Raw genomic sequence first — 26638 nt, 5'->3', positions numbered from 1 at the left:
TCTTCCCTAGGAGTACACCGTGACGAGCAAAGTCACCGCCGCGATCGTGGGGTCCGGCAATATCAGCACCGACCTGCTGTACAAGCTGCTGCGCTCGGACAAGATCGAGCCGCGCTGGATGATCGGCATCGACCCCGAGTCCGAGGGGCTGAAGCGGGCGCGCGGGCTGGGTCTGGAGACCTCCGCGGACGGCGCGGACTGGCTGCTGGCCCTCGACGAGAAGCCGGACCTGCTGTTCGAGGCCACCTCCGCCTACGTGCACCGCGCCTACGCGCCGAAATACGAGGCCGCGGGCATCCGTTCCGTCGACCTCACCCCCGCCGCCGTCGGCCCGGCGGTGATCCCGCCGGTGAACCTCGATTCGCTGCGGGACGCGCCGAACGTCAACATGATCACCTGCGGTGGCCAGGCCACGATTCCCATGGTGGCGGCCGTGTCCCGCGTCGTGCCGGTGAAGTACGCGGAGATCGTGGCGTCGGTGTCCTCGGTGTCGGCCGGACCGGGCACGCGCGCCAACATCGACGAGTTCACCAAGACCACCTCCAAGGGCGTCGAGACCATCGGCGGCGCGGAACGCGGCAAGGCCATCATCATCCTGAACCCGGCCGAGCCGCCGATGATCATGCGCGACACCATCTTCTGCGCCATTCCCGAGGACGCCGATCGGGATGCCATCGCCGAGAGCATCTTCCGCATGGAGAAGTCGATCCAGGAATACGTGCCCGGCTATCGCCTGCTCAACGACCCGCAGTTCGACGACCCGTCGGTGGTCTCCGGCGGCATGGCGAAGGTCTCGATCTTCGTCGAGGTCGAGGGCGCGGGCGACTTCCTGCCGCCGTACGCGGGCAACCTCGACATCATGACCGCCGCCGCGACCCGCGTGGGCGATGTGCTGGCCGATCAGATCATCTCGGCTCGGGTGTAAGGAGATTCGACCATGAGCAATATCCTGAAGCCCTTCTCGGGCGAACTCGATGTCCGCGTCACCGACACCTCGCTGCGCGACGGCTCGCACCACAAGCGCCACCAGTTCACCGTGGACGAGGTGCGTAATATCGTCGCCGCCCTGGACGGTTCGGGCGTGCCGGTCATCGAGGTGACCCACGGTGACGGCCTCGGCGGCTCCTCGTTCAACTACGGGTTCTCGAAAACCCCCGAGCAGGAGCTGATCAAGGCCGCCGCGGAGACCGCCAAGCAGGCCAAGATCGCCTTCCTCATGCTGCCGGGTGTCGGCGTCAAGGAAGACATCAAGATCTCCCAGGACAACGGCGCCTCCATCTGCCGCATCGCCACCCACTGCACCGAGGCCGATGTCTCCATCCAGCACTTCGGGCTCGCCCGCGAACTCGGCCTCGAGACCGTCGGGTTCCTGATGATGGCCCACTCCACCACCCCGGAGAACCTGGCCAAGCAGGCGCGCATCATGGCCGACGCGGGCTGCCAGTGCGTGTATGTCGTCGATTCCGCCGGAGCGTTGGTGCTCGAACAGGTCTCCGACCGCGTCTCGGCCCTGGTCGCCGAACTCGGCGACGACGCCCAGGTCGGCTTCCACGGCCACGAGAACCTCGGCCTCGCCGTGGCCAACTCCGTCTACGCCGTGCGCGCGGGCGCCACCCAGATCGACGGCTCCGCCCGCCGCTTCGGCGCGGGCGCGGGCAACCTCCCCGTCGAAGCCTTCATCGGCGTCTGCGACAAACTCGGCATCAAGACCGGCGTCGACTTCTTCGCCGTCACCGACGCCGCCGAAGACGTCGTCCGCCCCGCCATGCCCACCGAATGCCTCCTCGACCGCCAGGCCCTCATGATGGGCTACGCCGGCGTCTACTCGAGCTTCCTCCGCCACGCCGAACGCCAAGCCGAACGCTACAACGTCTCCGCCGCCGAAATGCTCGTCCGCGCAGGCCAACGAAAACTCGTCGGCGGCCAGGAAGACCAACTCATCGACATCGCCCTCGAACTCCAACGCGAAGCCACCAAGGCCTGACCCACCCAGCCCAACGGCGTGACCCGGCACCTCCGGGCCACGCCGTTCGCGTATCCGCGTCCGAAAGCGACTCATTCGATTCATGCATGACAACCCGCGCAGGCGTGAGGTCGCTCGGGCGCGCGGTGCGATGCGTCGATGCGAAGCCGAGCGGCATGTGCTGGAGGAGGATGGCGATGGCGGAGCGTAGCGGGTGGGCTGACCTGCGAGATCAGCGGATGAAGGAGCCGGGGGCCGCTGAGGCCTATGATGCCGCGCGGCTGGCATTCGAGCTGGGTCGAACCATTCGTGGAATGCGGGAAGATCGTGGCTGGAGTCAGTCCACACTCGCGGCCGCGGCGGATATGACCCAGTCGGCAGTCGCGCGGTTCGAAGCCGGTGGGACCGTTCCCAGTATTCCGGTGCTCGAGCGGTTGGCTCGCGCCCTCGATGCGGACCTGGTCGTACAGGTGCGCCCGCGCGTCGCCTGATTCCCTACGAAACTCGCTGGACAGGGTGTTTATAACTGGCTCATGGGCGAATCTGTCGGGACATTGTTCTGTGGGGTCGGGTTGGCGGCTCGGGTCGAGGGGTTGGAGGCTGCGGCTATTGCCGGGGCGGCTGAGGTGGCCGCGGGGCGGGAGGGAGCGGGGTTTGTGCGGGAGTTCGGGGGTGGGGCTGCTTGTTTCGCGGGGGTGGGGTCGCCGTTGAACAAGGTGGTGGGGGTGGGGTTCGGTGGGGTGCCTGCGGGGGAGGAGTGGGAGGCGGTGGAGCGGGCCTATGCGGGGGTGGGGGTGCCGGTGCAGGTGGAGTTGGCGCATCTGGCGGATCCGCGGATCGGGGCGGTGTTGACGGGGCGGGGGTATCGGCTGGTGTCGTTCGAGGATGTGCTCGGGGTGGAGTTGGGTGGGCGGCGCTGGGCGGGGCCGGACGGGGTGGAGGTGCGCAGGGATGAGGGCGACGAGATGGGGGCGTGGCTGGATGTGGTGGTGGAGGGGTTCGCGCACTCCGATGACGAGGGGGTGGCCTCGCACGAGGAATTTCCGCGGGAGGCTCTCGCGACGGTGATGCGGGCGATGGCTTCCAGCGGGAACACCCGGCGCTATCTCGCGTTTCGGGATGGGGTGGCCGCTGGTGGGGCCAGTATGCGGATCGATGGGGCGGTGGCGGCGCTCGCGGGGGCGGCGACACTACCCGAGCATCGGCGGCGCGGGGTGCAGACCGCGCTGCTGTCGGCGCGGCTGGCGGAGGCCGCTGCGGCGGGTTGTGAGCTTGCGGTGGTCACCACGCAGCCCGGGTCCACGTCGCAGCGGAACGCGCAGGGGCGAGGGTTTTCGCTGCTCTATACGCGTGCGGTGCTGGTCAAAGAGGTGTGATCGGTCCCCCGGGCCGACCCCGACCCGACCGGGCGGGTCCGATGGCATGATCGGGCCGAGCACAGTGGGCTGATCACCCGGGCCGTGGATCTTGTGCAGCACGTCGAGGATGGCGGTGGCGACTGCGAACTTGTGCGGCGCCATCGCGGATAGTGGTGGTGGCCGCGTATGAATGTCGTCGCGCCCCCACGCGGTTCAGTTGACGAGAGCCTCGATGACCTGTGCGACACGGGTAGCGCGAGTGGAAGGGTTCGCGGCTTTGAGGATCGGCAGGAAGAGGCGGTACTGGCCGGAGCGGCAGAGCGCGTTATAGGCGGCCTGTGCTGCGGGGGCTTCGGTCAGCGCTGCCGCCAGATCGGAGGGGGTTTCGGCGGTGCGCTGGCGTTCGTAGGCGCCTGCCCAACGGCCGTCGGCGACGGCTTCTTCGATGGCGGCGAACCCGGCCGGGCGCATGCGGCCCGCGGCGATGAGGTCCTCGGCCTTGGCCACATTGACCTGGGACCACGGGCTGCGGGCGCGGCGGGGGGAGTAGCGCTGGAGGTAGTGGTTGGCGTCGAGGCGGCGGCGGTGGCTGTCGATCCAGCCGTAGCAGAGGGCGCCGTCGAGGGTTTCGGTGATCGTCACCGAGGGGGTCGGGGCGCCCTTCTTGGCGATGCGGACCCAGACCTCGTTCGTGTCGGCGTGGTGGGCCGACAGCCAGGTGTTCCATTCGGCGGCGTCGGCGCAGGTGAGGAATTCGATCGGGTTCATGAGAACCATCCTGCTCGCATAAGTGCTCATCAAATGAGCAGTTTTATGAGCGGTTGCCAGAGTCATCGACCGTGCGTGGATCATCGCGTGCCTGGCCGCGTGGTATTTCGTCGTTCCAGGCAGGCCACACTCCGCGAGTTGCTCCATCAGGCGCCGGTGGTTGCCTCAGGGCGCGAGCGCGGCGAGGAGGGTTCGGGCGGCCTGTTGTGCCTGGGTGGCACGCTCGGGGCTGTCCACACCTTGCAGGTGGAAGGCCCAGTGGGCCTCGAAGAGGCAGGCGAGCGCGTAGGCCGTGGTGGCTGTCTGCTCGGGGGGCGCGGCCGGGTAGGCGAGGGTGAGCTGGTGTTCGAGACCGGGTAGCCAGCGCTCGGTCCAGAGCTCGTGCAAACGTTGCCGGACAAGGGTTTCCCTGGCCGAGAGGGCGACGAGTTCGCACCACACCACCAGGTCGTCGCGGCTGTCGTAGGCGCCCGGCTCGAACATCAGCGCCACCCGCCGCTCGATCGGCTCGTCCGCGCCGAGCCGCAGCATCGCGTCGCCGTAGGCCGCCACCGCATCGGTGATGAAGGCTTGCATGAGCCCGTCCCGATTGCCGAAATAGTGCAGGACCAGGGTGCGCTGGACACCGGCCGCCGTGGCCACCCGCGACAGCGTCGTGGCGGAGAAACCCTCCTCGGCCACCACCGACCGCGCCGCCCGCAGGATCTGGGCGATCCGCTCCTTGGCCTTGCTCGGGCGGCCGACTTTATTTACTGTCATGATAGTCAATATATTCGATGGGGAGGCTGTCATGCGAGTTCTGGCACTGGGTGGAGCGGGGGAGATGGGGCGCGTGGCGGCGCGGGTCCTGCGCGCGGACAGCGGGGTCGGCTCGCTGATCATCGCCGATCGGGACGAGCGGGCGGCGCGCGAGGTCGCCGCCGACCTGGACGCCGAAGCCCGCGGACTCGATGTCACCGACGGCCCGGCGCTGGCCCGGGCCCTGCGCGCGGCCGACCTCGTCGTGAACACCGTCGGCCCGTACTTCCGCTTCGGCCCACCGATCCTGTCCGCCGCCATCGACGCGGGCTGCGACTACATCGACATCTGTGACGACCCCCAGCCCACCCTCGACATGCTGGAACTGGACGCGCGAGCGAAGGCGGCGGGCGTCACCGCCCTGCTCGGCATGGGTGCGAGCCCCGGCATCGCCAACCTGCTCGCCCTGCGCGCGGCCGCCGAACTCGACCGGGTCGACGACCTGGTCACCGGCTGGAACATCCACTCCGCCCACCCCGAACCCCCCATCGCCGGGCAGCCCACCGCCGGACCCGCGTCAGCTGGGTCATCCGCCACCGGTCGCGCCACTGCCAGGCAGGCCGCTACCAGTCGAACCGCTGTTGGTCGAGCCACTGCCAGTCAGCCCGCTGCCGGTCGAACCGCTATTGGCCGAACCGCTATTGGCCGAACCGCTATTGGTCGAACCGCTATTGGTCGAACCGCAACAGGGCCGACCGCCGCCGTGGTGCACGGCATGCGCCAGATCAGCGGCGACATCCCGGTCACCCGCAACGGCATCCGCACCGAACGCCCTGCGCTGGAACGGTTCCGGCTCGACTACCCGGGACTCGGCACGGGCGAGGGCCGCAGCTTCGGCCACCCGGAGGCGATCACCCTGCCGCTCGCCTTCCCCGGACTCCGCGCCGCGACCTCGGTGGTAGTCGGCGATCGGATGACGACGGCCGCACTGCGCGCTCTGCGCTGGACCATCGACCACCGCCTGCTGACTCTCGACCGGGCGGCCAGCCTCGCCGCCCGCGTCGAACGCCTACTCCCCGCCGACCCGGCGAAACTCATAGCGGCAGGCGGACTCCCACCCCTATTCGCGATCGCCACCGGCCTCCGCGACGGCGCACCGGCGACGGCGGCAACGGCCTTGTGCCAGGTCCCCGGCCTGTCGATGGCCGAGAACACCGGCGTCCCCCTGGCCGTCGGCGCACTGCTCCTGGCCGCCGACCCGAAGCCCGGCGTCCACGCCCCCGAGACCCTGCTCGACCCGGACCGCTTCTTCACAGCCTTCGCCCCGCACTGCATCGGCGACCCCGACCCGAACGCGATGACGATCACCACCCGCAGCTGGTCCACCCCCGAAACCAACACGGCCGCACTGTCCTCCGCGCTGCTCACCGCCTTGCTCGCCGCGCACTGAGCCGGAGACATGCGAAAGCCCCGCTCGCCGAACGACGAGCGGGGCTTTCGACAACTCACAACCAGGTATCGAGACTGGTGGTCGTGAGAAAGTGGTCCAGGTCCGCGCGCCAGGGCGCGGGCGTGGTCTTGTCCGGCTCGATGCCGGTGTACTGCCCGCGATAGAACAGCAGCGGGCGGCCGTTGGTGGTCTCCGATTCGGCCAGCCGCTGGACCCGGCCGATGACGATGTAGTGGTCACCACCGTCGACCACGGAGTCGACGGTGCATTCGATGGTGGCCAGTGATTCGTCGAGGACCGGCACCCCGAGATCGGAGGTGTGCCAGGGGACTCCGGCGAACTTGTCGGTCTCGCGCGAGCCGAAGCGCGCGCAGGTCGGCTGCTGGGCCTCGGCGAGCACGTTCACGCAGAACTTGCCCGCCGCCTCGATCGCCGCCCACGAGCGCGAGCCCTTGGTGGGGCAGAACAGCACCAGGGGCGGGTCGAGGGACAGGGCGGCGAAGGACTGGCAGGCGAAGCCGATCGGCGCGCCGTCGGGGTCGAGCGCGGTGATCACGGTGATGCCGGTGCAGAACTGCCCCAGCACATTACGGAACTGCCGGCCGTCGATCGCCGGAAGCTGTTCGGTCATATCCCTCGCCGCCATTCCTACTGCTGCTTGAATCCGACGGTGAAGTCGTGACCCCACAGGCTGACCGCGGTGGATTCGCGCGCGACCCAATCGTCGTCGTCGACTTCGAGCCCCTCGCAACCGAATTCGATATCGAACCCGCCGGGCGTCTTCATGTAGAACGACAGCATCTTGTCGTTGATGTGCCGCCCGAGCGTGGCCGACATCTTGACCTTCTTGCGCAACGCCCGGTCCAGGCACAGCCCGACATCGTCGGAGTTCTCCACCTCGACCATCAGGTGCACGATCCCGGTCGGGTTCGGCAGCGGCAGGAACGCCAGCGCGTGGTGGCGCGGGTTGCAGCCGTAGAAGCGCAGCCAGGCCGGGTCGCCGTCGGCGGGACGGCCGACCATCTGCGGCGGCAGCCGCATGGAGTCGCGCAGCCGGAAGCCGAGGATGTCCTGGTAGAACGCCTGCGCGGCGGCATCGTCGGTGCAGGTCAGCACCACATGGCCCAGGCCCTGCTCGGCGGTGACGAACTTGTGGCCGTAGGGGCTCACGAAGCGGCGGCCCAGGTACTGCGCGCCGTAGAACGCCTCGAGGGTGTTCCCGGACGGGTCCTGGAACCGGATCATGCCCTCGACCCGGCGCTCACCGAGTTCTTCCTTGGTGCCCTCGGTGAAGGCGACCCCGGCCTTGTCGAGGGTCTCGCGCAGCTGTTGCAGCCCGCGGGCGTCGGTGACCTCCCAGCCCGAGACCAGCAGCCGGTCCTGCTCGCCGGGCACGATCACCAGGCGGGCGGCGAAATCGTCCATTCGCAGGTAGAGGGCGTCGGGGTCGAGCCCGGAGCCCTCCATCATGCCGAGCACCTTGAGGCCGTATTCGCGCCAGGCCGCCATGTCGGTGGCCTCGATGCGCATGTAGCCCAGTGCGCGAATGCTCATTGCTTGTCTCCGAGGAAATCGATGGTGAGCCGGTTGAACTCGTCGAACTTCTCCAGCTGCGCCCAGTGCCCGCAGCCACCGAACACGTGCAGCTGCACGCGCGGAATGACCTTGGTGGCCACCAGCGCGCCGTCGAGCGGGTTCACCCGGTCCTCGCGGCCCCAGATGAGCAGCACCGGCTGACGCAGCTTGTACGCGTCGCGCCAGAGCATGCCCTTCTCGAAGTCGGCACTGGCGAAGGACTTGCCCATCGCCCGCATGGCCGCCAGCGATTCGGGCGTCTTGGCCAGGGCGAAGCGCTCGTCGATCAGCTCGTCGGTGACCAGCGACTGGTCGAAGACCATGATCCGCAGGAACTTCTCCAAGTTGTCCCTGGTCGGTTCGTAGGTGAACTTCGAGAGCAGCTTGACGCCCTCGGTCGGGTCGGGCGCGAACAGATTGGTGCTCAGCCCGCCCGGGCCCATCAGCACGAGCTTGCCCGCGCGGGTGGGGTGATCGAGCGCGAAGCGCACCGAGGCGCCGCCGCCGAGCGAGTTGCCAAGCAGGTGCACGCGTTCGGTGATCTCGAGGTGATCGAGCAGGGCCAGCAGCGCGTTGGAGCTGTGCACGAAGTACTGCGGGTGCTCGACGGGCTTGTCGGACTTGCCGTAACCCGGCTGATCGGGCGCGATCACGTGATAGCGCTCGGCCAGCACGGGGATGTTGCGGGCGAAGTTCGACCACGCCGAGGCGCCTGGGCCGCCGCCGTGCAGCAGCACGATCGTGGGGCCGTTGCCGACGCCCGCCTCGTGATAGTGCAGTTGCAGATCGGGGGTGACCTGCGCGAACCGGGAAGTCGATTCGTAGGTGAGTTCAGCGGTCTGGGTCATCGGCTACACCATGGCGTCGGTGACGGGCAGGCCGAACTCGTGCGTGCCGTACATGACGTAGGCGCGCTCGGGATCGTTGGCCGCGTGCACGCGCCCGGCGTGCGCGTCGCGCCAGAAGCGCTGCAGCGGGGTGCCGTTGGCGAGCGCGGTGGCGCCGGAGGACTCGAAGAGCATGTCGATCGAGGCGATCACCCGGCCGGTGGCGCGCACCTGGTCGCGGCGGGCGCGCACGCGCAGGTCGAAGGGCACTTCCTCGCCCGCCTGCAGCAGCGCGTACTCCTCGGCGACATTGCCCGAGAGCTGACGCCAGGCGGCGTCGATATCGCTGGCCGCCTCGGCCACCCGCACCTTGGCGAACGGGTCGTCCTTGGCGTTCTCGCCCGCGTAGGCCGCGCGCACGCGCTTGCCCTGGTGCTCGACGTGCGCCTCGTAGGCGCCGTAGCCCATGCCGACGATCGGCGCGGAGATGGTGGTGGGGTGGATGGTGCCCCACGGCATCTTGTAGACCGCGTCGGAGTTCTGCTCGAGGCCGGGCGCGCGGCCCTCGCTCATCGCGCGGAAGCTCAGGAAGCGATGGGTGGGGACGAAGACGTCCTCGACCACCACGGTGTTGGAGCCGGTGCCGCGCAGGCCGACGACATTCCACACGTCGTCGATGCGGTAGTCCGAGCGCGGGATGAGGAACGAGCCGAAGTCGACCGGCTTGCCGTTCTTGATCACCGGACCGCCCAGCACCGCCCAGGTGGCGTGATCCGAGCCAGAGGACCAGGCCCACGAGCCGCGCACGATGTAGCCGCCCTCGACGGCCTGACCGGCGCCCATCGGGGCGTAGGAGGAGGAGATCCGCACGTCGGTGTCCTCACCCCAGACGTCTTCCTGGGCCTGCTGATCGAACAGCGCGAGGTGCCAGTTGTGCACGCCGATGATGCCAGCGACCCAGCCGGTGGATCCGCAGGCGCTGGCGATCTTGCGCACGGTGTCGTAGAAGACGACCGGGTCGGCGGCGTGGCCGCCCCACTGCTTGGGCTGGAGCAACCGGAAGAAGCCGGTCTCCTGCAGCGCCTTGATGGATTCCTCGGGAATGCGGCGCAGGTCCTCGGCCTCCTGCGCACGTTCACGCAGCGTCGGCAGCAGTGCCTCGACCCGTTCGGTCACTTCTTGCGTCATTTCGGAGCCCGCTCCTGCCTTGTCGGATCGACAACCGGTTCTTGTTCGACTCTGAGACTAGAACAGGTTCTCATTTCTGTCGAGAAGAACGCCCTACCTCGTATATAACAAGACTCGACAGAGAAGTTCGCTGGACAACTGGCGTGAAGTGGCCTCGTTTTGTAACGTGTTCTAGTGAACAAGGAGGGTTCGGGATGGCAGTCAACCCCAAGGTGAGGGAACTCGACGTCGGCACAACGCCGACCAGGTTTGCGCGCGGCTGGCACTGTGTCGGTCTGGCGAAGACCTTCCGCGACGGCAAGCCGCACGCGATCGAGATCTTCGGGACCAAGCTCGTGGTGTGGACCGACACCAATGACGAGATCCGCGTGCTCGACGCCTACTGCAGGCATATGGGCGGCGACCTGAGCATGGGCACGGTCAAGGGCGACGACATCGCCTGCCCGTTCCACGACTGGCGCTGGGGCGCCAGCGGCAAGTGCACCTCGATTCCGTACGCGCGCCGCGTTCCCCCGCTGGCCCGCACCCGGAAGTGGACCACGCTCGAGCGCAACGGCCAGCTGTTCATCTGGCACGACCACGAGGGCAACGAACCGCCCGCCGAGGTCACGATCCCGCACATCGAGGGTCCCTACACCGACGCGGAGGGCAACCCCAGCGAGGTTCATGACAGCGGCTGGACGCCGTGGACCTGGAACACGATGCACATCGAGGGCTCCAACTGCCGCGAGATCATCGACAACGTCGTGGACATGGCGCACTTCTTCTACATCCACTATGCCTTCCCGACGTACTTCAAGAACGTCTTCGAGGGCCATGTGGCCACGCAGTTCCTCGAGACCAAGGGTCGGCCGGACATCGGCATGGCGGCCAAGTACGGCGGCGAGACACTGCTGAAGTCGGAGGCCTCCTACTTCGGGCCGTCCTACATGGTCAATCCGCTGGTCAACATCTACGGCGGGTACGAGATCAAGGTCGTGCTGATCAACTGCCACTACCCGGTCAGCCAGGATGCCTTCGTGCTGCAGTACGGCCTGGCCGTGGAGAAGCCCAAGGGCATCGACGACGCCACCGCCGAGAAGCTGGCCGCCTCGATGACGGAGTTCTTCGGTGACGGCTTCCTGCAGGACGTCGAGATCTGGAAGCACAAGTCCAAGGTCGAGAACCCGCTGCTGTGCGAGGAGGACGGCCCGGTCTACCAGCTGCGCCGCTGGTACGAGCAGTTCTACGTCGATGCCGCCGATGTCACCGAGAAGATGACCCAGCGCTTCGAGTTCGAGGTCGACACCACCAAGGCCAACCAGGCTTGGGAGGCCGAGGTGGCGGAGAACCTGCGCCGCAAGGCTGAGGCCGAAGAAGCCGAAGCGGGCGTGTAACCATGCCTCCGACCTGGGCCAAAGCGCCCGACTTCGCCGATCAGCCCGCGCGGCGAGCGGCGGTGCGTGCCCAGACCACGGTCGACAAGCAGCACTACCTGGACAACGGCCTGACACCACTGCGGTGTCAGGCCTGCCAGGCCGAGGTCCTGGTGCGCAAGTCCAGCGCGCACCAGACCTCGGTGCAGTGGACCGAACGCCCCGACACCCACTGCCCGGTCTTCGCCCAGCTCAGCGCTCACGGCGCCCGGCCGGGGCGGCCGGAATCGTGCCCGTCGCTGGAGAAGTCCATCAAGTGGGCGGTCGACGAGGGCGTCCTCGAGATTCCTGAGTGAAGCCGAAGTCCAGCGATGACTGCTGGACTTCCGAATACGTTCCGAATACCATGGATTCATGAGCCTCGCAGCAGACCTACCCGCGGCGACCCGGCGCTCCTCTGACTTGAGCAAGCACCCCGCCGAGGTCTTCGCCGAGGCTGAAATCCACCCCGTGACGGTGACCCGGCGCGACGGTGAAGCGCTGGTGCTGATGTCACAGCGTGAGGCGAAGGGCAGGGCCTGCCTGCTGAACTTCGCCGCGCAGCTCATTACGGTCACCCTCGACGACAATGGCTCGCTGGCCGATCGCATGTCCAAGGCGTTCCCCTGGATGCTCGCCCTCACCCCGGCGGACCGGGAGACCTGCGCGCAGGATCTGGTCGATGCGGCCCGCGCGTCGTTCTCCACCGACCAGCCGCACCTGGCGATCGCCGAGCTGACGTCATGGAAAGAAACAGCTACGGCGATCGCCGCCGGGCTCGGCAGCGCGGACCTGGACTGGCTCGACGCCGACGAGATCGTGGAGCGTCCTTAACTGTGGCGGCCGCGACGACTGAGCAGGCCGGAATCGTGCCCGTCGCTGGAGAAGTCCATCAAGTGGGCGGTTGACGAGGGCGTGCTCGAGATTCCCGAGTGATCAGCTGAACGGGGTTCGGGGGCGGTCCTGTAAGACGCCGTCGAGGTAGATGTCGACCTTCTCGTTGTAGAAGCAGGCCAGGCCCGCGATCTTCTGGCTCTCCGGCAGCGGCGTGCGGTAGATCCACACGATGTCGCGGTGTTCGGTGCCGTCGATCTCGACGTTCCAGTAGTCGGCGGTGCCCTTGTACGGGCAGCTGGTGTGGGTGCCGGACGGGGTCAGCAGATCCATTCGCACATCGGGCAGCGGCAGGTAATACCGTGCGGGCAGGCCGGTTTCGAACAGGATTCGCGGCGCGGCGGAATCGGCGACGGTGACCCCGTCGATCTCCACCCGGACAGTGCGCGAGCTGCCGAGGATGTCCACCCGGGAGTACGGGTCGCGCGGGTGCACCATGATCGGCTCGTCCTCCTCGAACCAGTCGAACGCGGCGAAATCCAGGCGCACGGCGTCGACCAGATCCGGGAGCGGGGAATCGAGGAATCGCTGTGCCGCGGCCTCGGCGCGCACACCGTCGATCACCACGTCGTAGCCGGTGGCATCGCCCCGGCTGGGGGAGTGCTCGCTGATCCCGTTGGGTTCCAGATCCGCGTGCACGTCGACCAGCGGCACGTAATACGTCGGATAATAGGGAACCTCCCAGACCAGCAGCGGCCGCGGCGTATCGGCGACCAACCGCCCACGCAGATACACCCGCACCCGCTTCGGTGACGCCTCGACCCGCACCCGCCCACGCTTGTCTTCGGTCATGACCACGACGCTACGCCCGGGCACCGACACGAACGCCCCCGCTGCTCGTGGCAGCGGGGGCGTCGGGGTGCACCGGCGGGGACGGGTCAGTCGCCGACGGTGATGGCTTGGGCCTCTTCCACGCTGTGCGGGGCGGGGTCGTGGTCGTCGATGTGGGCGAGGGCGGAGCGCCCGATGACCAGCACACCCACGGCGGCGGCGGTGCAGGCGGCGCCGAGCCAGAACGGCAGCGAGACACTGTGTTCGCCGAGCTTGCCCGCCACCCAGGGCGCGGCCGCGCCACCGGCGAAGCGGACGAAGCTGTAGGCCGCCGACGCGGTGGAACGCTCGACCGGGGCGGAGATCATGACGGCCTCGGTGATCAGGGTGTTGTTCACGCCCAGGAACAGGCCAGCGATGACCACGCCGACGATCAGCACGATCTTGTGCTCGGCGAACATGCCCATCACGGCCAGGTCCACGGCGAACAGCCCCAGCGACAGCGCCATCATCGGCAGGGATCCGAAGCGCGCCTGGAGTTTCGGCGCCAGGAACACCGAGGCCAGCGCGAGCAGGATGCCCCAGCCGCAGAAGATGAAGCCGATCGCGTAGGTGCCCATGTCCAGCGGGAACGGGGTGTAGGCGAGCAGGGTGAAGAAGCCGAAGTTGTAGAGCAGCGCGGTGATGCTCACCGTCAGCAGACCGCGGTGACGCAGGGCCTTGAACGGCGCGGTGATCGAGGTCGGCTTGGTCGGCTTGGGCATCTCGGGCAGCAGCACCACGATGGCGACGAAGGCGATGGCCATCAGCACCGAGACGCCGAAGAACGGTCCGCGCCAGCTGATGCCGCCGAGCAGGCCGCCCAGCAGCGGGCCGGTCGCGATGCCGATACCCAGGGCCGCCTCGTAGAGGATGATCGCCTTGGCGACACCGCCGCTGGCCGCGCCCACGATGGTGGCCAGCGCGGTCGCGATGAACAGCGCGTTGCCCAGACCCCAGCCCGCGCGGAACCCGATGATCTCGCCGATCGTGGACGACATCCCCGCCAGCCCGGCGAACACCACGATGATCGCCAGACCCGACAGCAGCGTCTTCTTCGCGCCGAAGCGGCTGGAGATGACGCCGGTGATCAGCATGGCGACGCCGGTGACGGCCATATAGCTGGTGAACAGCAGCGAGACCTGCGAGGGGCTGGCGTGCAGTTGCTCGCCGATCGGCTTGAGGATGGGGTCGACCAGGCCGATGCCCATGAACGCGATCACGCTGGCGAAGGCGACGGCCCAGACGGCCTTGGGCTGCCCGGATGCCGGGGCGGTGGTGGCTGCGGCGTTGTCGTCGCGAGTCAACACGTTACTCATAGAGAGCTCCTGGTTGCTTCACTGTCGACCGCGGGCAACCGCGCGCAGGGCTGTCAGCAGGTCGTTCATATCGGTGTCGAGCCGGATGAGCCGATCGAGGGGGAAATCGGCGAGTCCGGGTGCCATGGCCGCGGCGAAGGCGCGCCGCGCGGTGGCCAGGCGGGTGCGGCCGGCCGGGGTGAGTTCCACGAGCACCGCCCGCGAGTCCTGCGGGTCCCTGGTGCGGGTGGCGAGTCCGTCGGTGACGAGTCGTCCGAGCAGCGCCGTTGCCGCCGGTTGTGAACATCGATCGATCCGGGCGAACTCGCTGACGCGAATGCCCCCGTGCTCGTCGAGCACGGCGAGGGCTCGCAGGACCGCTCTTGGCACGTCGTCCTCGCTGATCGCCCCGGCCAGCCGGGTGAGCCGACCGGCAGTGACCAACAGGTCGACCACGATGTCGTCTGCGGAGGGCTGCTCGTTCTGCTGCACGCTCCACATTATTGCATAAGCTAACTATCTAAATCGAGTGGGTGGCGCGGTGAGCTGTCGCACGACCGGCGAAAGCCCCGGTCACGAGGTTGTGACCGGGGCTTTCGGGTGAATCTCAGGCGGCTACCGGGCGACGTCCGGTGCCGAAGAGCTCGCTGGTGGCATGGGCGCGCTTGAAGTACAGGTGCGCGTCGTGCTCCCAGGTGATGGCGATGCCGCCGTGCAGCTGGATGGTCTCGGCGGCCACGGTGGAGAACGCCTCGGTGCAGTGCTTGCGCGCCACCCAGACGTCCTCTGCGGCCGACGCGGCGTTCTCGGCGACCGCCTGCGCGGCGGCCTGCGCCGCCGAATCCGCCGACTCGACCAGCACGTACAGATCGGCCATCCGGTGCTTGAGCGCCTGAAAACTGCCGATCGGACGACCGAACTGCACGCGCGAGGCGGTGTATTCGACCGTGGTCTCCAGGCAGCGACGGGCCGCGCCGACCTGTTCGGCGGCCAACGCGGCCCAGGCGATCTCGCGCAGGCGGGTGCGCAGGGCGGCCGGGTCGCCGGTGCCGATCAGGGTGGCGGGGGTATCGGCGAAGGTGATGGTGGCGAGTTTGCGGGTGGGGTCGAGGGCGGGGGTCGGGGTGACGATGACGCCGGGTGCGTCGGGTGTCGTCTCGAACAGGCCCGCGTCGGTGAGGACCAGCAGTAGCTCCGCCTGGGCCCCGTGCAGCACGTAATGTGCTGTGCCGCTCAGATTCCCGCCGGTGGCGGTGACCCCGGCGGAGTCCCAGCCGTCGGCATCGGCCCAGCACAGCGCGGCCGTGCGTGACCCGTCGGCCAGGTCGGGGAGCAATCGCGCGCTCGACTCGTCGTCCCCGGCCAGCAGGATGGCCTGCACGCCGAGCACGGCCGATCCGAGCATCGGCACCGAGCCGAGCACCCGGCCCAATTCGCCCACCACCATGAGTGATTCGACCAGGCCCGCTCCCGCGCCGCCCCACTGTTCGGGGATGGCCAGCGCGGCGACGCCGACCTGCTCGCACAGCATCGACCACAGTTTGGGGTCGTACCCGAGGTCGGTGTCGATGGCGGTGCGCAGGGCGGCGGAGTTCGCGTGCTTGTCCAGCAGCGCGCGCACCGAGTCGCGGAATTCGAGCAGTTCAGTCGATGACATGGCAGGTTCCTCGCGAGGGGTGATCGGGTCCGCGCATCTCACACCGCCACGGGGGAACGCAGAGCGGCGGCGATGCGGGCGCGGTGGAAATCGGCGGTGCCCCACGCGGTGCGCAGCGCGGTGACCTTGGTGAGCCACAGCGACAGATCGCATTCGGCGGTGTAACCGATGGCGCCGTGCACCTGGAGCCCCGCGCGGGCGGCGCGGTGGGCGGCGTCGGCGCAGGTCACGAGAGCGGCCGACACGTCACGCGCGCGGTCGTCGGTGTCCAGGGTGAGCGCCGCGCGATAGAGCAGCGGTTCGGCCAGGTCGAGGGCGATCAGCACATCGGCGAGCTGCTGCTTCACCGCCTGGAATTCACCGATCGCGCGGCCGAACTGCTTGCGCTGCTTGGCATAGGCGGTGGTCTGCTCGAGGATCGCGCGACCGGCACCGAGCAGCTGTGCGGCACAGGCGAGCACGCCGACGTCGAAGGCGTAGGCAACGGCGGCCTCGGCCTCCGGCCCATCAGCGATCAGTTCGCCCACGGTGACCTGGGCGATCTTGCGAGCCGGGTCGATCGAGGCAACCGCGGACTCCGCACCACCCGTCGTCCGGCCGCCGCTCTGGGCACCGCTGGAGTCGGCGATCCACACGCCCACAGACCCAGCCACGCCGGATGCGTCTGCTCCGTCAGACGTGGCCGTGGTGCCGGGCGTAGCGGCGGTGCCGGAGGTGGCAGCGGTGCCGGACGTGATAGCGGTGCCGGGCGTGCCTGCCGGGCCGACGCGCTGCCCGCCCGCGACCAGCACCAGATCGGCGGTATCCGCGTCGAGAGTGATTCCGCGCTGCGGTTCCTCGAAGGTAATGGTGCCGAGCTGCTCGCCGGACGCGAGCGCAGGGAGGTATCGCTCGGCGATCGCCGCATCCGGAAGACGTTGCAGCAGCGCGGGAATCACCGCGGCCGACTCGATCACCGGGCCGGGCAGCGCGGCGCGGCCCAGCTCGACCAGCGCGACCACCAGGTCGACCGGTGTCGCGTCGGCCCCGTCGTACTTCTCGTCGACGATCAGGCCGAACACCCCCATCTCGGCCAGCTGACGCAGCAGCGCCCGGCCCTTGGTGGTGTCACCGCTGGACCACGCGCGCACGGCGGCGGGAACCTGCCCGGCGTCGAGGATCTTGCGCAGCTCGGCGGCGAAGTCGAGCTGTTCGGTGCTGAGCGCGAATCTCATCGCTGACCTCCTGTGCTGGGGCGGGCGGTGCGGCGCGCTGCCGTGCGTGCCTGGTCGGGCTGTACCGTGGCGGTTCCGCGCACGCGCAGGGAAGACGGCCCCGATGCCGCTGGTCTGGGCGGGCAATGGCGGGCGGTTCCGTGCACGCGCCCGCGCGACGGCGCGCTCACCGCTTGCTCTCACGCGGCAGGCCGAGGATGCGCTCGGCGATGATATTGCGCTGGATCTCGTTGGTACCGGCGTAGATCGGACCCGACAGCGAGAACAGGTACCCATCGGTCCACTTGCTCTCCTGCTCGGCGGCCGACCCGAGCAGGTCGAGGCCGGTCTCGTGCATGGCGATATCGAGCTCGGACCAGAACACCTTGGTGATCGAGGATTCCGCGCCGAGCTGGCCGCCGTCGGTGAGCCGGGTGACCGTGCCGAAGGTGTGCAGGCGGTAGGCCTCGGCGCCCAGCCAGGCGTCCACCACGGCATTGCGCGCGGCGGTGTCGGCCGGGTCGGCGGTGTCTTTCCACAGGTCGATGAGCCGCTGGGCGGTCGCGCTGAAGCGGCCGGGGCTGCGCAGCGACAGGCCGCGCTCGTTGCTCGAGGTCGCCATGGCCACGCGCCAGCCCTCGTTGGGCGCGCCGATCACATCGGCGTCGGGCACGAAGACGTCGTCGAGGAAGATCTCGGCGAAGCCGGGCTCACCGTCGAGCTGGGGGATCGGGCGCACGCTCACGCCCTCGGCGGTGAGCGGGAACATCACGTAGGTGAGGCCGTGGTGGCGCTGGGCCTCGGGGTCGCTGCGGAACAGGCCGAAGGCCCAGTCGGCGAACGACGCGCGCGAGCTCCAGGTCTTCTGGCCGTTGAGGATCCAGCCGCCCTCGGTGCGGCGCGCGGTCGAGCGCAGGCTCGCCAGGTCGCTGCCCGCCTCGGGCTCGGACCAAGCCTGCGCCCAGATGTCGTCACCGCGGGCCATTCGCGGCAGGATGCGCGCGAGCTGCTCGGCGGTGCCGTGCTCGAACAGGGTCGGCGCGAGCAGGAAGATGCCGTTCTGGGCGACGCGGCCGGGCGCGGCCGCCGCGTAGTACTCCTGCTCGAAGAGCACCCACTCCAGGATGGAGGCGTCGCGGCCACCGTATTCGCGCGGCCACGACACCGCCGACAGGCGCGCGCCCGCCAGGGTCGCCTCCCATTCACGGTGCGCCTCGAAGCCCTCGGCGGTATCCATGGACGGCAGCGGCTTCCGCGGAACGTTGGCGGCGAGGAACTCGCGCACCTCCAGCTGGAACGCCTGCGCGGCCGGGTCGATCTCGAGATTCACGCTTTGTCCTTCATCGAGCGAGCGTTCATTCCGCCCAGCGAATCGGCGCCGACTTCGGCATTGTGGGCGTGCGCGAAATGGTGCAGCCCGAAGACCGAGTCCATTCCGCTGCGCATCCCCATCAGGTCTTCGGCCTGGTTGACGGCCTTCTTGGTGAGCGCGAGGCCGAATTGCGGCATGGCCGAGATCTTCTCGGCCAGCGCGAGCACCTCGGTCTCGAGTTGCTCGCGCGGCACGACCCGGTTGACCATGCCCCACTCCTTGGCCTGGGCAGCGCCGAACCGGTCACCGGTGAACAGGAACTCCTTGGCCGCGCGCGGCCCCATCACCCACGGATGCGCGAAGTACTCCACACCCGGAATACCCATCCGGACCACGGGATCGGAGAAGAACGCGTCATCGGAGCAGACGATCAGATCGCAGACCCAGGCCAGCATCAGCCCGCCCGCGATGCAGGCGCCCTGCACCATCGCGATGGTGGGCTTGGGGATCTCCCGCCAGCGGCGGCACATGCCCAGGTAGACCTCGGTCTCGCGGGCGAAGCGCTGATCGCCGCCGGGCCGGTCGACATGGTCCCACCACAGCGCGGCCTTGTTCTCGTAGTGCACGTGGTGGTCGCGCCCCGGCGTGCCGATGTCGTGCCCGGCGCTGAAGTGTTTCCCATTGCCCGCCAGCACGATCACCTTGACCTCGGGGTCCTCCACCGCGCGCACGAAGGCGGCGTCGAGGGCGTAGGTCATCTTCGAGTTCTGCGCGTTGCGGAAATCGGGCCGGTTCATGGTGACCACGGCGACCGGTCCGCGCACCTCATAGGTGACGACGTCGGTTTCGGATTCGGGACTCACGACTTCTCCTCACGTAGCTCACGCTTGAGCACCTTGCCCGCCGCGCTGTAGGGCAGCTGGTCGCGGAACTCCACGAGCCGGGGCACTTTGAAATTGGCCAATTCACCGGTGGCGAAGGCGATCACATCGGCTTCGGTCAGGCTCGATCCCGCCTTGCGGACGACGACCGCCTTGCCGACCTCGCCCATCCGCTCGTCCGGTATCCCGATCACCGCGGATTCGGCGACGCCGTCGAGCCGGGCCAGGGTCTGTTCGATCTCGGCGGGATACACATTGAAGCCGCCGGTGATGTACATGTCCTTGAGCCGATCGGTGATCTTGAGATACCCGCGCTCGTCCACGACACCGATATCGCCGGTGTGCAGCCAGCCCTCGGCGTCGATCGCCTCGGCGGTGGCCTCGGGATCGTCGAGGTAGCCGAGCATGACATTGGGGCCGCGCAGCAGCACCTCACCCGCCTCGGACAGGCGCAGTTCGAAATCGGCGATCGGCCCGCCGCAGGTGTTGGCGATGGTGGCCGCGTCGTCCTCGGGGCGGCACATGGTGCCGAATCCGGCCGACTCGGACAGGCCGTAGGCAGTGATGACCACCTCGAAATCGAGATCGTCGCGCATCCGCTCGATCAGCACCACCGGCACCGTCGCCGCGCCGGTCACCGCGACCCGCAGCGAGCTCAGGTCGCGCTCGGCGCGCTGGGGATGCTCGAGGATGGTCTGGTAGATGGTCGGCGGTCCGGTGAGCACGGTGATCCGCTCGGCCTCGATCAGCGCGAGCGCGGCGGGCACATCGAAGGTGGCCTGGGGAACGATCGTGGCCCCGGTGACCAGGCAGGCGAGAATGCCCGCCTTGTAGCCGAAGTTGTGGAAGAACGGCGGGATGATCAGGTAGCGATCACCCGCGCGCAGGGTGGAGCACTCGACCCAGCCGCGCACCACGCCGAGTGCCTGCCGGTGCGCCACCAGGGTGCCCTTGCTGCGGCCGGTGGTGCCGGAGGTGAACAGGATGTCGGCGATGTCATCGGGGGAGACCTCCGCGGCCCGCTCTTCGCCGACTGTCTCGGGGACAGTCGCGGCCTGGGCGAGCAGCTCGTCCCAGCTCAGCGTCACCGGGGAAGGCTCCGCGTGCGGCGTCGTCGCGTCGGACTCGACCGGGATGACGACAACCGTCCCGATCCCCAGCTCCAGCACCCGCTCCCGCAGCTCGGCCGCCCGGTCGCGCCCGAGGAACGGCCCGGCGACGAACAGTGCCGTGGCGCCGACCCGGCCCAGCACATCGACCGCCTCGGCCGCCACATACCGGGTATTGAGCGGAACCAGCGCCGCCCCGACCGAGTGCGCGGCCAGCGCGGCGACGACCCAGTGGTGGGTATTGGGCGCCCACAGGGCGACCCGGTCACCGGAGGCGATGCCGCGAGCGATCAGCGCGCGGGCGGCGACGCGCACCTGGTCGAGCAGGTCGGCCCAGGTCAGGCGGATCGCGCCGTCGACAAGGGCGGGCTCGTTCGGGTGCGCCGCGGCGATCTCTCGCAGCGCCTGCGGGGTGGTTTGGGCAGGGGATGTCACGGGGTCCTCACCGTTGTGCGGTTGCTGTTCTTACCGAAGCAGCTAACAAAGCAAGTGCTTGGTAGGTTATCCTACCGGGGTGGGCGTGATCCAGACCTCAGATTCCGATACCGCGACCTCCGACGCGGAGTTTCGCGCGGAAATACGCGATTGGCTGGCCGAGAACCTCGCCGGTGAGTTCGCTGACCTGCGCGGCACCGGCGGACCCGGCCGCGAGCACGAATTCTTCGACGAGCGCCTCGCCTGGGACCGGCACCTGGCCGCGTCCGGGTGGACCTGCCTGGGCTGGCCGGTCGAATACGGCGGCCGCGGGGCCAGCGTGCGCCAGCAGGTGATCTTCCACGAGGAGTACGCGAAGGCCGACGCGCCCGCGCGGGTCTCGCACGTGGGTGAGGAACTGCTCGGGCCGACGCTGCTCGCCTTCGGCACCGACGAGCAGAAGCGGCGCTTCCTGCCGGGCGTGCGCTCGGTCGGCGAGCTGTGGTGCCAGGGCTACTCCGAGCCGGGCGCCGGGTCCGACCTGGCCGCCGTGAGCACTACCGCGCGCCTCGAGGACGGCAAGTGGGTGATCAACGGCCAGAAGATCTGGACCTCGCTCGCCCACGTGGCCGACTGGTGCTTCGTCATCGCGCGCACCGAGCGCGGCTCGAGCAGGCACAAGGGCCTGTCGTACCTGCTGGTGCCGATGAACCAGCCGGGCATCGAAGTGCGCCCGATCGAACAGCTCACCGGCACGTCGGAATTCAACGAGGTGTTCTTCGACAATGCCGTCACCGACGCGGACCTGGTCGTCGGCGAACCCGGCGACGGCTGGCGTATCGCCATGGGCACGCTGACCTTCGAGCGCGGCATCTCCACGCTCGGTCAGCAGATCCGCTTCGCCCGCGAACTCGCCGATATCGAGGCACTGGCCCGCCGCACCGGCGCCGCCGACGACCCGCTCCTCGCCGATCGCCTCGACCGCGCCTGGGTCGGGCTGCGGGTGCTGCGCGCGCACGCGCTGCGCACCATGAGCGAGGACGCCGATGACGCGGGCGGCGCGTCGGTGTCGAAGTTGCTGTGGGCCAACTGGCATCGCGACCTGGGCGAACTCGCCATGGCGGTGCAGGGCGCCGCCGGGCTGATCACCGGGGAAGACGACATGACCGCATGGCAGCGGCTGTATCTGTTCAGCCGCGCCGACACCATCTACGGAGGTTCGAACGAAGTGCAGCGCAACATCATCGCCGAGCGGGTGCTCGGTCTGCCGCGGGAGGCCCGCCCGTGACCGGCCCGCTGTCCATCCCGCCCCCGTCCATCCCCGGCCACGGCCTGCTGACCGGCCGTAAGGCCGTGATCACCGCCGCCGCCGGTACCGGCATCGGCTCGGCCACCGCGCGCAGGCTCCTGGAAGAGGGCGCTGACGTCGTCGTCTCCGACTGGCACGAGCGTCGCCTGACCGAGACCGCCGAGCTGCTGGCCAAGGAGTTCCCGGAGCGTCAGGTCGCCGCGGTGGTCTGCGATGTCCGCGACACCGACCAGGTGAACCGGCTGCTCACCGAGGCCGCCGCCGCGCTCGGGCGCATCGACATCATGGTCAACAACGCCGGTCTCGGCGGTGAGACGCCGGTGGTCGACATGACCGACGAGCAGTGGGACCAGGTCCTCGACATCACCCTGACCGGCACCTTCCGCTGCACCAGGGCCGCCCTCGGCTACTTCCGTAGCGCGGGCCACGGTGGCGTGCTGGTCAACAATGCCAGCGTCCTGGGCTGGCGGGCCCAGCACGGCCAGGCCCACTACGCCGCCGCCAAGGCGGGCGTGATGGCGCTGACCCGGTGCAGCGCGGTCGAGGCCGCCGAATTCGGTGTGCGGATCAATGCCGTGGCGCCGAGCATCGCGCGTCATCCGTTCCTGGACAAGGTGAGCTCGACCGAACTGCTCGACGCGCTCAGCGAGCGCGAGGCCTTCGGTCGCGCCGCCGAACCTTGGGAAGTAGCGGCGACCATCGCCATGCTGGCCAGTGACTACACCTCATACCTGACCGGTGAGGTGGTCTCGGTGAGCAGTCAACGAGCATGATCGGCTCGGCGTGGCACGGGGGTTCCCCATTCAGGGAACCAAGCAATTGCTTGGTTGTACGATGTCAGGTGTGACCGCACCCGACACCGTGAAACGCACGCGCCGCGCCGAACTCCTCGACCTCGCCGCCGACCTGTTCGCCGAACGTGGCCTGCGCGCCACCACCGTGCGCGACATCGCGGACTCGGCGGGCATCCTCTCCGGCAGCCTCTACCACCACTTCGACTCCAAGGAGTCGATGGTCGACGAGATCCTGCGCGGCTTCCTCGACGACCTGTTCGGCCGCTACCGCGAGATCGCCGCGGCCGGGCTGAGCTCGCGCGAGACCCTGGAGGCGCTGGTGCTGGCCTCCTACGAGGCCTTCGACCGGCACCACGCCGCCGTCGCCATCTACCAGGCCGAGGCCAAGAACCTGCGCGACGCCGAACGCTTCGGCTACATCCGCGAATTCAATGTCGAGTTCCGCGAGCTGTGGCACCGGGTGCTCACCGCGGGCGTCGCCGACGGCAGCTTCCGCCCCGAACTCGATGTGGAACTGGCCTTCCGCTTCCTGCGCGACACCGTGTGGGTGGCGGTGCGCTGGTATACCCCCGGTGGCCCGATCACCGTGAAAAACCTTGCCCAGCAATACCTCACCATCGTGCTCGACGGGCTCACCGTGCCCGGGAGCAGTCCCAGCTAGGAGTTTCCCATGACCGCTCGGCCCTACACCCCGCTGCGCCAGGCATACGTGATCGACGCGGTGCGTACCGCGGTCGGCAAGCGCGGTGGCGCGCTGGCCGGTGTGCACCCCGCCGATCTCGGTGCCGCCGCCCTGCGCGGGCTGATCGAGCGCACCGGGATCGACCCGGCCGTTGTCGACGACGTGATCGTCGGCTGTGTCGACAACATCGGCCCGCAGGCGGGCAATATCGGCCGCACCATGTGGCTGACCGCGGGCTACCCCGAAGAGGTCCCCGGCGTCACCGTCGACCGGCAGTGCGGCTCCAGCCAGCAGGCCGTGAACTTCGGCGCGCAGGCCATCATGTCCGGCACCGCCGAGGTGATCGTCGCCGCGGGTGTGCAGAACATGAGCGCTATCCCGATCTCGGCGGCCATGCTCGCGGGCAAGGAGTACGGCTTCGACTCGCCGTTCGTCGGCGCCACCGGCTGGGATTCGCGCTACGGCACCGGCGAGGTCTCGCAGTTCCGCGGCGCCGAGCTGATCGCCGAGAAGTGGGGCATCACCCGCGAGGACATGGAGCGCTGGGCGCTGCGCAGCCACGAGCGCGCCCGTGCCGCCATCGCCGCGGGCCGGTTCGAGGCCGAGATCGTGCCGGTCGGCGAGTTCACCGTCGACCAGGGCCCGCGCGAGACCAGCCTGGAGAAGATGGCCTCGCTGCAGCCGCTGAGCGAGGGCAGCCCGCTCACCGCCGCCGTCGCCAGCCAGATCTCCGACGGCGCCTCGGCCACCCTGCTCGCCTCGGAATGGGCGGTCAAGGAATACGGCCTCACCCCGCGCGCCCGCATCCACCACGTCAGCGCCCGCGGCGCCGACCCCATCTTCATGCTCAGCGCACCCATCCCCGCCACCCAGTGGGCGCTGGAGAAGGCCGGTCTGACCATCGAGGACATCGACGTCATCGAGATCAACGAGGCCTTCGCCCCTGTCGTCCTGGCCTGGATCAAGGAGATCGGCGCCGACCCGGAGAAGGTCAATGTCAACGGCGGCGCCATCGCCCTCGGCCACCCCCTCGGCGCCACCGGCGCCAAACTCTTCGCCACCCTCCTCCACGAACTCGAGCGCGTCAACGGCCGCTACGGCCTGCTCACCATCTGTGAGGGCGGCGGCACCGCCAACGTCACCATCATCGAGCGTCTCGACGCGCCGAACTAACTCGACGCGAAGCCGTACCACGGCCCGGTGCTGGAGGATCCGGCACCGGGCCGTAGTGCGGTATACGGCGTGTTCGGGGTCTTGCCAAGCAACTGTTCGGTCGCCAAGCTGAAGGGTTGCTCATCCCTGTGCTGCCTAACGTGTGGGCGCAGTGGGTAAGCCATGTGCTGAGGTGACGCCGGATGGGTGTCACTCGTGAACAGGGAACAGGAATTCCGAATGGGTCACCCCCAACCCCCCAATCCGTATCAAGGTCAACCGTATGCGGGCGGGCCGATGCCCGGCCAGCCGTACGCGCAGGGCCAGCCCATGCCGGGCCAGCCGATGCCCGGCCAGCCCTATCAGCAGCCGGGAAGGCCGTACCAGCAGGGCGCGCCGCAGTACGGCGCGCCGGGTTACGGCCAGCCGCCCCGCCCGTCCGGCGGCAGCGGCGGCAAGATCGCTCTCCTCCTCGGTGGCGTGGTGGTGCTGGCCGCGGTCGCGGTCGGCGCGCTGTACTTCGTCAACGGTGGCGGCTCGATCGGCGGCGGTGGTTACGACACCCCGCGCGAGGCCGCGCAGGCCTGGGTCGACCAGAAGGGCGACCTCGAGGATCTCGTGTGCGCCGCCGATCGCGACGAGATCAACAAGTACAAGAACCAGGCGACGCCCACCGCCGCGCCGTCCGGCAACACCAACCTCCCGAAGACGACCACCACCCTCAGGAGCGTGGACGTCAAGTCCGGCAGTAGTTCCGGCACCTTCACCACCGCGATGAGCATGACCATCCTCGGCCAGAAGACGACCACGACCGCGACCTACAAGCTGGTCGAGGAGGACGGCGGCTGGCTGGTCTGCGGGATCCTCAACCCGGTCATCGAGACCGAGTAGGGGAGTAGACCCCCGCGGTGAGCGGCCGGTGGTCCGGTTCCCCGAACCGGTTCACCGGCCGTGGCCCCACCCGCCGGGCCATATTCTGAACGCCGTGCCGTTACCCACCAATCTGCTCATGCCCTGGCCCGATCAGTGGGGTCCGTCGCGATTTCGTAAGCGGGCCGTATTCGTCGCCCTGTTCTTCCTCGGCTGTGTGTTGGTCGGCCCGTTCTATACCGCGTCCGCTTGGGCGATAGATAGCTGGTACGGAGTTGCCAACGGTGCCATGTTGATTGTCGGTAGTGCGTTACTGGCGGCGGCAGGGCTCGTCCTGATCCGGGTTCGGCGGAGGTACTTCGCTCCCGCTGCCGCTCCGCGGGGGACGGCGGCTGAGGGGCTCGAGTTCTGCGTTCGCCGGGCCCGGCGATACCTGCTGTTCGGCTTTCCGATCGTCTGTCTGGCGGGTTTCGTGGTCCGTGGAGTGACGGTCGCCAGGTATGTGTCGTCGTCGGATGACGCCGCTCGGACGATTTTGAACTGGCTTCAGCTGGTGCTGATGGTCACTCTGGCGGTGCTGATGGTGGTGCTGATTCCCGTACTCCGCACCTTGGCCGGAAGCCGCCTGGTGTTGACTCCCGACTGCATCGCTCTGACGGATATCGGTCTGCGCAGGGAGTTGAGCTGGTCCGATATCGAGTCGATCTACGCCGAGTCCAGAAATGACGCGCCGGTGATCCGGATAATTCCCCGGGCCGAATCTGATATTCGGTATATCGGAAAATATCGTCGGGTGGCGAAGATTCTCAAGATAAGCCCTCGCATGCTCGAAGTGCACGATATGTACCCGGTCGATTTCGCGCTGTTACTGCATGCGATCGGGTTCTATACGCGGCATCCCGAGGCGCGGGGCGAATTGAGGACGCACGAGGTGGTGGGGCGGTTGATGCGGGGGGATGTGCTCACGTGAGCTGGGTCGGAGCTCCAGGGGGAATTCAAGGT

At 68.6% G+C, this 26638-nt stretch carries 28 protein-coding genes; 14 read left to right on the top strand and 14 right to left on the bottom strand.

What is annotated here, in order from left to right:
• Nucleotides 1-19 precede the first annotated feature (19 nt).
• From WA675_RS21885 to WA675_RS21870, 4 genes are all read left to right on the top strand, one after another.
• Nucleotides 20-925, top strand: coding sequence for an acetaldehyde dehydrogenase (acetylating) (locus WA675_RS21885; protein WP_336086697.1), 906 nt, complete (start codon nucleotides 20-22; stop codon nucleotides 923-925).
• A 12-nt stretch (nucleotides 926-937) separates the two neighbouring features.
• Nucleotides 938-1984: a 4-hydroxy-2-oxovalerate aldolase gene (gene dmpG, locus WA675_RS21880; protein ID WP_336086695.1), complete on the top strand. Its 1047-nt coding sequence runs from the start codon at nucleotides 938-940 to the stop codon at nucleotides 1982-1984.
• 176 nt (nucleotides 1985-2160) lie between these two features.
• Nucleotides 2161-2454 (top strand): helix-turn-helix domain-containing protein, encoded by a 294-nt coding sequence (locus WA675_RS21875; RefSeq protein ID WP_336086694.1) that lies wholly within the window; start codon nucleotides 2161-2163, stop codon nucleotides 2452-2454.
• A 63-nt stretch (nucleotides 2455-2517) separates the two neighbouring features.
• A complete protein-coding gene (locus WA675_RS21870; protein WP_336086719.1) occupies nucleotides 2518-3339 on the top strand; it encodes a GNAT family N-acetyltransferase in 822 nt (273 codons plus the stop codon).
• A gap of 195 nt (nucleotides 3340-3534) precedes the next feature.
• On the opposite strand, the gene WA675_RS21865 is transcribed toward WA675_RS21870, so the two are convergent.
• Together WA675_RS21865 and WA675_RS21860 are read right to left on the bottom strand one after the other, a co-directional pair.
• Complete coding sequence (locus WA675_RS21865; RefSeq protein WP_336086693.1) at nucleotides 3535-4089, bottom strand: YdeI/OmpD-associated family protein; 555 nt, start codon at nucleotides 4087-4089, stop codon at nucleotides 3535-3537.
• A gap of 165 nt (nucleotides 4090-4254) precedes the next feature.
• Nucleotides 4255-4848 (bottom strand): TetR/AcrR family transcriptional regulator, encoded by a 594-nt coding sequence (locus WA675_RS21860; protein ID WP_336086692.1) that lies wholly within the window; start codon nucleotides 4846-4848, stop codon nucleotides 4255-4257.
• 31 nt (nucleotides 4849-4879) lie between these two features.
• Between WA675_RS21860 and WA675_RS21855 the strand changes: the two genes are divergently transcribed.
• The gene (locus WA675_RS21855) at nucleotides 4880-6277 is read left to right on the top strand and encodes a saccharopine dehydrogenase family protein (protein WP_336086691.1); all 1398 of its coding nucleotides are present in this window, start codon (nucleotides 4880-4882) and stop codon (nucleotides 6275-6277) included.
• 55 nt (nucleotides 6278-6332) lie between these two features.
• On the opposite strand, the gene hsaB is transcribed toward WA675_RS21855, so the two are convergent.
• From hsaB to hsaA, 4 genes are read right to left on the bottom strand one after another with little or no spacing between them, the layout of a single operon-like run.
• The gene (gene hsaB, locus WA675_RS21850) at nucleotides 6333-6908 is read right to left on the bottom strand and encodes a 3-hydroxy-9,10-secoandrosta-1,3,5(10)-triene-9,17-dione monooxygenase reductase subunit (protein ID WP_336086690.1); all 576 of its coding nucleotides are present in this window, start codon (nucleotides 6906-6908) and stop codon (nucleotides 6333-6335) included.
• A 17-nt stretch (nucleotides 6909-6925) separates the two neighbouring features.
• A complete protein-coding gene (hsaC, locus tag WA675_RS21845; protein WP_336086688.1) occupies nucleotides 6926-7831 on the bottom strand; it encodes an iron-dependent extradiol dioxygenase HsaC in 906 nt (301 codons plus the stop codon).
• Nucleotides 7828-8700, bottom strand: coding sequence for a 4,5:9,10-diseco-3-hydroxy-5,9,17-trioxoandrosta-1(10),2-diene-4-oate hydrolase (gene hsaD, locus WA675_RS21840; protein WP_336086686.1), 873 nt, complete (start codon nucleotides 8698-8700; stop codon nucleotides 7828-7830). Before hsaD ends, hsaC begins: the two co-directional genes overlap by 4 nt.
• 3 nt (nucleotides 8701-8703) lie before the next feature.
• The gene (gene hsaA, locus WA675_RS21835) at nucleotides 8704-9867 is read right to left on the bottom strand and encodes a 3-hydroxy-9,10-secoandrosta-1,3,5(10)-triene-9,17-dione monooxygenase oxygenase subunit (protein ID WP_336086684.1); all 1164 of its coding nucleotides are present in this window, start codon (nucleotides 9865-9867) and stop codon (nucleotides 8704-8706) included.
• 194 nt (nucleotides 9868-10061) lie between these two features.
• Between hsaA and WA675_RS21830 the strand changes: the two genes are divergently transcribed.
• From WA675_RS21830 to WA675_RS21820, 3 genes are read left to right on the top strand one after another with little or no spacing between them, the layout of a single operon-like run.
• Nucleotides 10062-11243 carry a Rieske 2Fe-2S domain-containing protein gene (locus tag WA675_RS21830; protein ID WP_336086682.1) on the top strand — a complete coding sequence of 394 codons (1182 nt, stop codon included), beginning with the start codon at nucleotides 10062-10064 and terminating at the stop codon, nucleotides 11241-11243.
• A gap of 2 nt (nucleotides 11244-11245) precedes the next feature.
• Nucleotides 11246-11578: a hypothetical protein gene (locus tag WA675_RS21825; protein ID WP_336086680.1), complete on the top strand. Its 333-nt coding sequence runs from the start codon at nucleotides 11246-11248 to the stop codon at nucleotides 11576-11578.
• A 58-nt stretch (nucleotides 11579-11636) separates the two neighbouring features.
• Nucleotides 11637-12095 (top strand): prevent-host-death protein, encoded by a 459-nt coding sequence (locus tag WA675_RS21820; RefSeq protein WP_336086678.1) that lies wholly within the window; start codon nucleotides 11637-11639, stop codon nucleotides 12093-12095.
• A 102-nt stretch (nucleotides 12096-12197) separates the two neighbouring features.
• Here the strand turns inward: WA675_RS21820 and WA675_RS21815 are convergent, their stop codons facing one another.
• The 8 genes from WA675_RS21815 to WA675_RS21780 all read right to left on the bottom strand — a co-directional run bounded on the left by WA675_RS21815 (nucleotide 12198) and on the right by WA675_RS21780 (nucleotide 20850).
• Nucleotides 12198-12947: a DUF427 domain-containing protein gene (locus WA675_RS21815; protein ID WP_336086677.1), complete on the bottom strand. Its 750-nt coding sequence runs from the start codon at nucleotides 12945-12947 to the stop codon at nucleotides 12198-12200.
• An 86-nt stretch (nucleotides 12948-13033) separates the two neighbouring features.
• On the bottom strand, nucleotides 13034-14284 hold the full coding sequence (locus WA675_RS21810; protein WP_336086675.1) for an MFS transporter: 1251 nt from the start codon (nucleotides 14282-14284) through the stop codon (nucleotides 13034-13036).
• Nucleotides 14285-14302: 18 nt separating this feature from the next.
• Entirely contained in the window at nucleotides 14303-14764 is a 462-nt protein-coding gene (locus tag WA675_RS21805; protein ID WP_336086672.1) for a MarR family winged helix-turn-helix transcriptional regulator, read from the bottom strand.
• A gap of 106 nt (nucleotides 14765-14870) precedes the next feature.
• Complete coding sequence (locus tag WA675_RS21800) at nucleotides 14871-15920, bottom strand: acyl-CoA dehydrogenase family protein (protein ID WP_336086670.1); 1050 nt, start codon at nucleotides 15918-15920, stop codon at nucleotides 14871-14873.
• A 38-nt stretch (nucleotides 15921-15958) separates the two neighbouring features.
• Nucleotides 15959-17134, bottom strand: coding sequence for an acyl-CoA dehydrogenase family protein (locus WA675_RS21795; protein ID WP_336086668.1), 1176 nt, complete (start codon nucleotides 17132-17134; stop codon nucleotides 15959-15961).
• A gap of 166 nt (nucleotides 17135-17300) precedes the next feature.
• Nucleotides 17301-18443 (bottom strand): acyl-CoA dehydrogenase family protein, encoded by a 1143-nt coding sequence (locus tag WA675_RS21790; RefSeq protein ID WP_336086666.1) that lies wholly within the window; start codon nucleotides 18441-18443, stop codon nucleotides 17301-17303.
• Complete coding sequence (locus WA675_RS21785) at nucleotides 18440-19288, bottom strand: enoyl-CoA hydratase (protein ID WP_336086664.1); 849 nt, start codon at nucleotides 19286-19288, stop codon at nucleotides 18440-18442. The genes WA675_RS21790 and WA675_RS21785 overlap by 4 nt, the downstream gene beginning before the upstream one ends.
• Complete coding sequence (locus tag WA675_RS21780; protein ID WP_336086661.1) at nucleotides 19285-20850, bottom strand: FadD3 family acyl-CoA ligase; 1566 nt, start codon at nucleotides 20848-20850, stop codon at nucleotides 19285-19287. Before WA675_RS21780 ends, WA675_RS21785 begins: the two co-directional genes overlap by 4 nt.
• Nucleotides 20851-20935: 85 nt before the next feature.
• Between WA675_RS21780 and WA675_RS21775 the strand changes: the two genes are divergently transcribed.
• The 6 genes from WA675_RS21775 to WA675_RS21750 all read left to right on the top strand — a co-directional run bounded on the left by WA675_RS21775 (nucleotide 20936) and on the right by WA675_RS21750 (nucleotide 26606).
• Complete coding sequence (locus tag WA675_RS21775; protein WP_442945693.1) at nucleotides 20936-22117, top strand: acyl-CoA dehydrogenase family protein; 1182 nt, start codon at nucleotides 20936-20938, stop codon at nucleotides 22115-22117.
• Nucleotides 22114-22911: an SDR family oxidoreductase gene (locus WA675_RS21770; RefSeq protein WP_336086658.1), complete on the top strand. Its 798-nt coding sequence runs from the start codon at nucleotides 22114-22116 to the stop codon at nucleotides 22909-22911. The genes WA675_RS21775 and WA675_RS21770 overlap by 4 nt, the downstream gene beginning before the upstream one ends.
• A gap of 61 nt (nucleotides 22912-22972) precedes the next feature.
• Nucleotides 22973-23593, top strand: coding sequence for a TetR/AcrR family transcriptional regulator (locus WA675_RS21765; protein ID WP_336086656.1), 621 nt, complete (start codon nucleotides 22973-22975; stop codon nucleotides 23591-23593).
• A gap of 9 nt (nucleotides 23594-23602) precedes the next feature.
• On the top strand, nucleotides 23603-24787 hold the full coding sequence (locus tag WA675_RS21760; protein WP_442945689.1) for an acetyl-CoA C-acetyltransferase: 1185 nt from the start codon (nucleotides 23603-23605) through the stop codon (nucleotides 24785-24787).
• A gap of 276 nt (nucleotides 24788-25063) precedes the next feature.
• Entirely contained in the window at nucleotides 25064-25657 is a 594-nt protein-coding gene (locus WA675_RS21755) for an Rv0361 family membrane protein (protein WP_336086654.1), read from the top strand.
• A 94-nt stretch (nucleotides 25658-25751) separates the two neighbouring features.
• Nucleotides 25752-26606 (top strand): hypothetical protein, encoded by an 855-nt coding sequence (locus WA675_RS21750; protein ID WP_336086652.1) that lies wholly within the window; start codon nucleotides 25752-25754, stop codon nucleotides 26604-26606.
• The last annotated feature ends 32 nt before the right edge of the window (nucleotides 26607-26638 follow it).

The sequence above is a fragment of the Nocardia sp. SSK8 genome (assembly GCF_037034205.1).
Lineage (GTDB): Bacteria > Actinomycetota > Actinomycetes > Mycobacteriales > Mycobacteriaceae > Nocardia.
The sequence above is the reverse complement of the archived record's forward strand: the minus strand, read 5'-3'. Positions and strand labels throughout refer to the sequence as shown.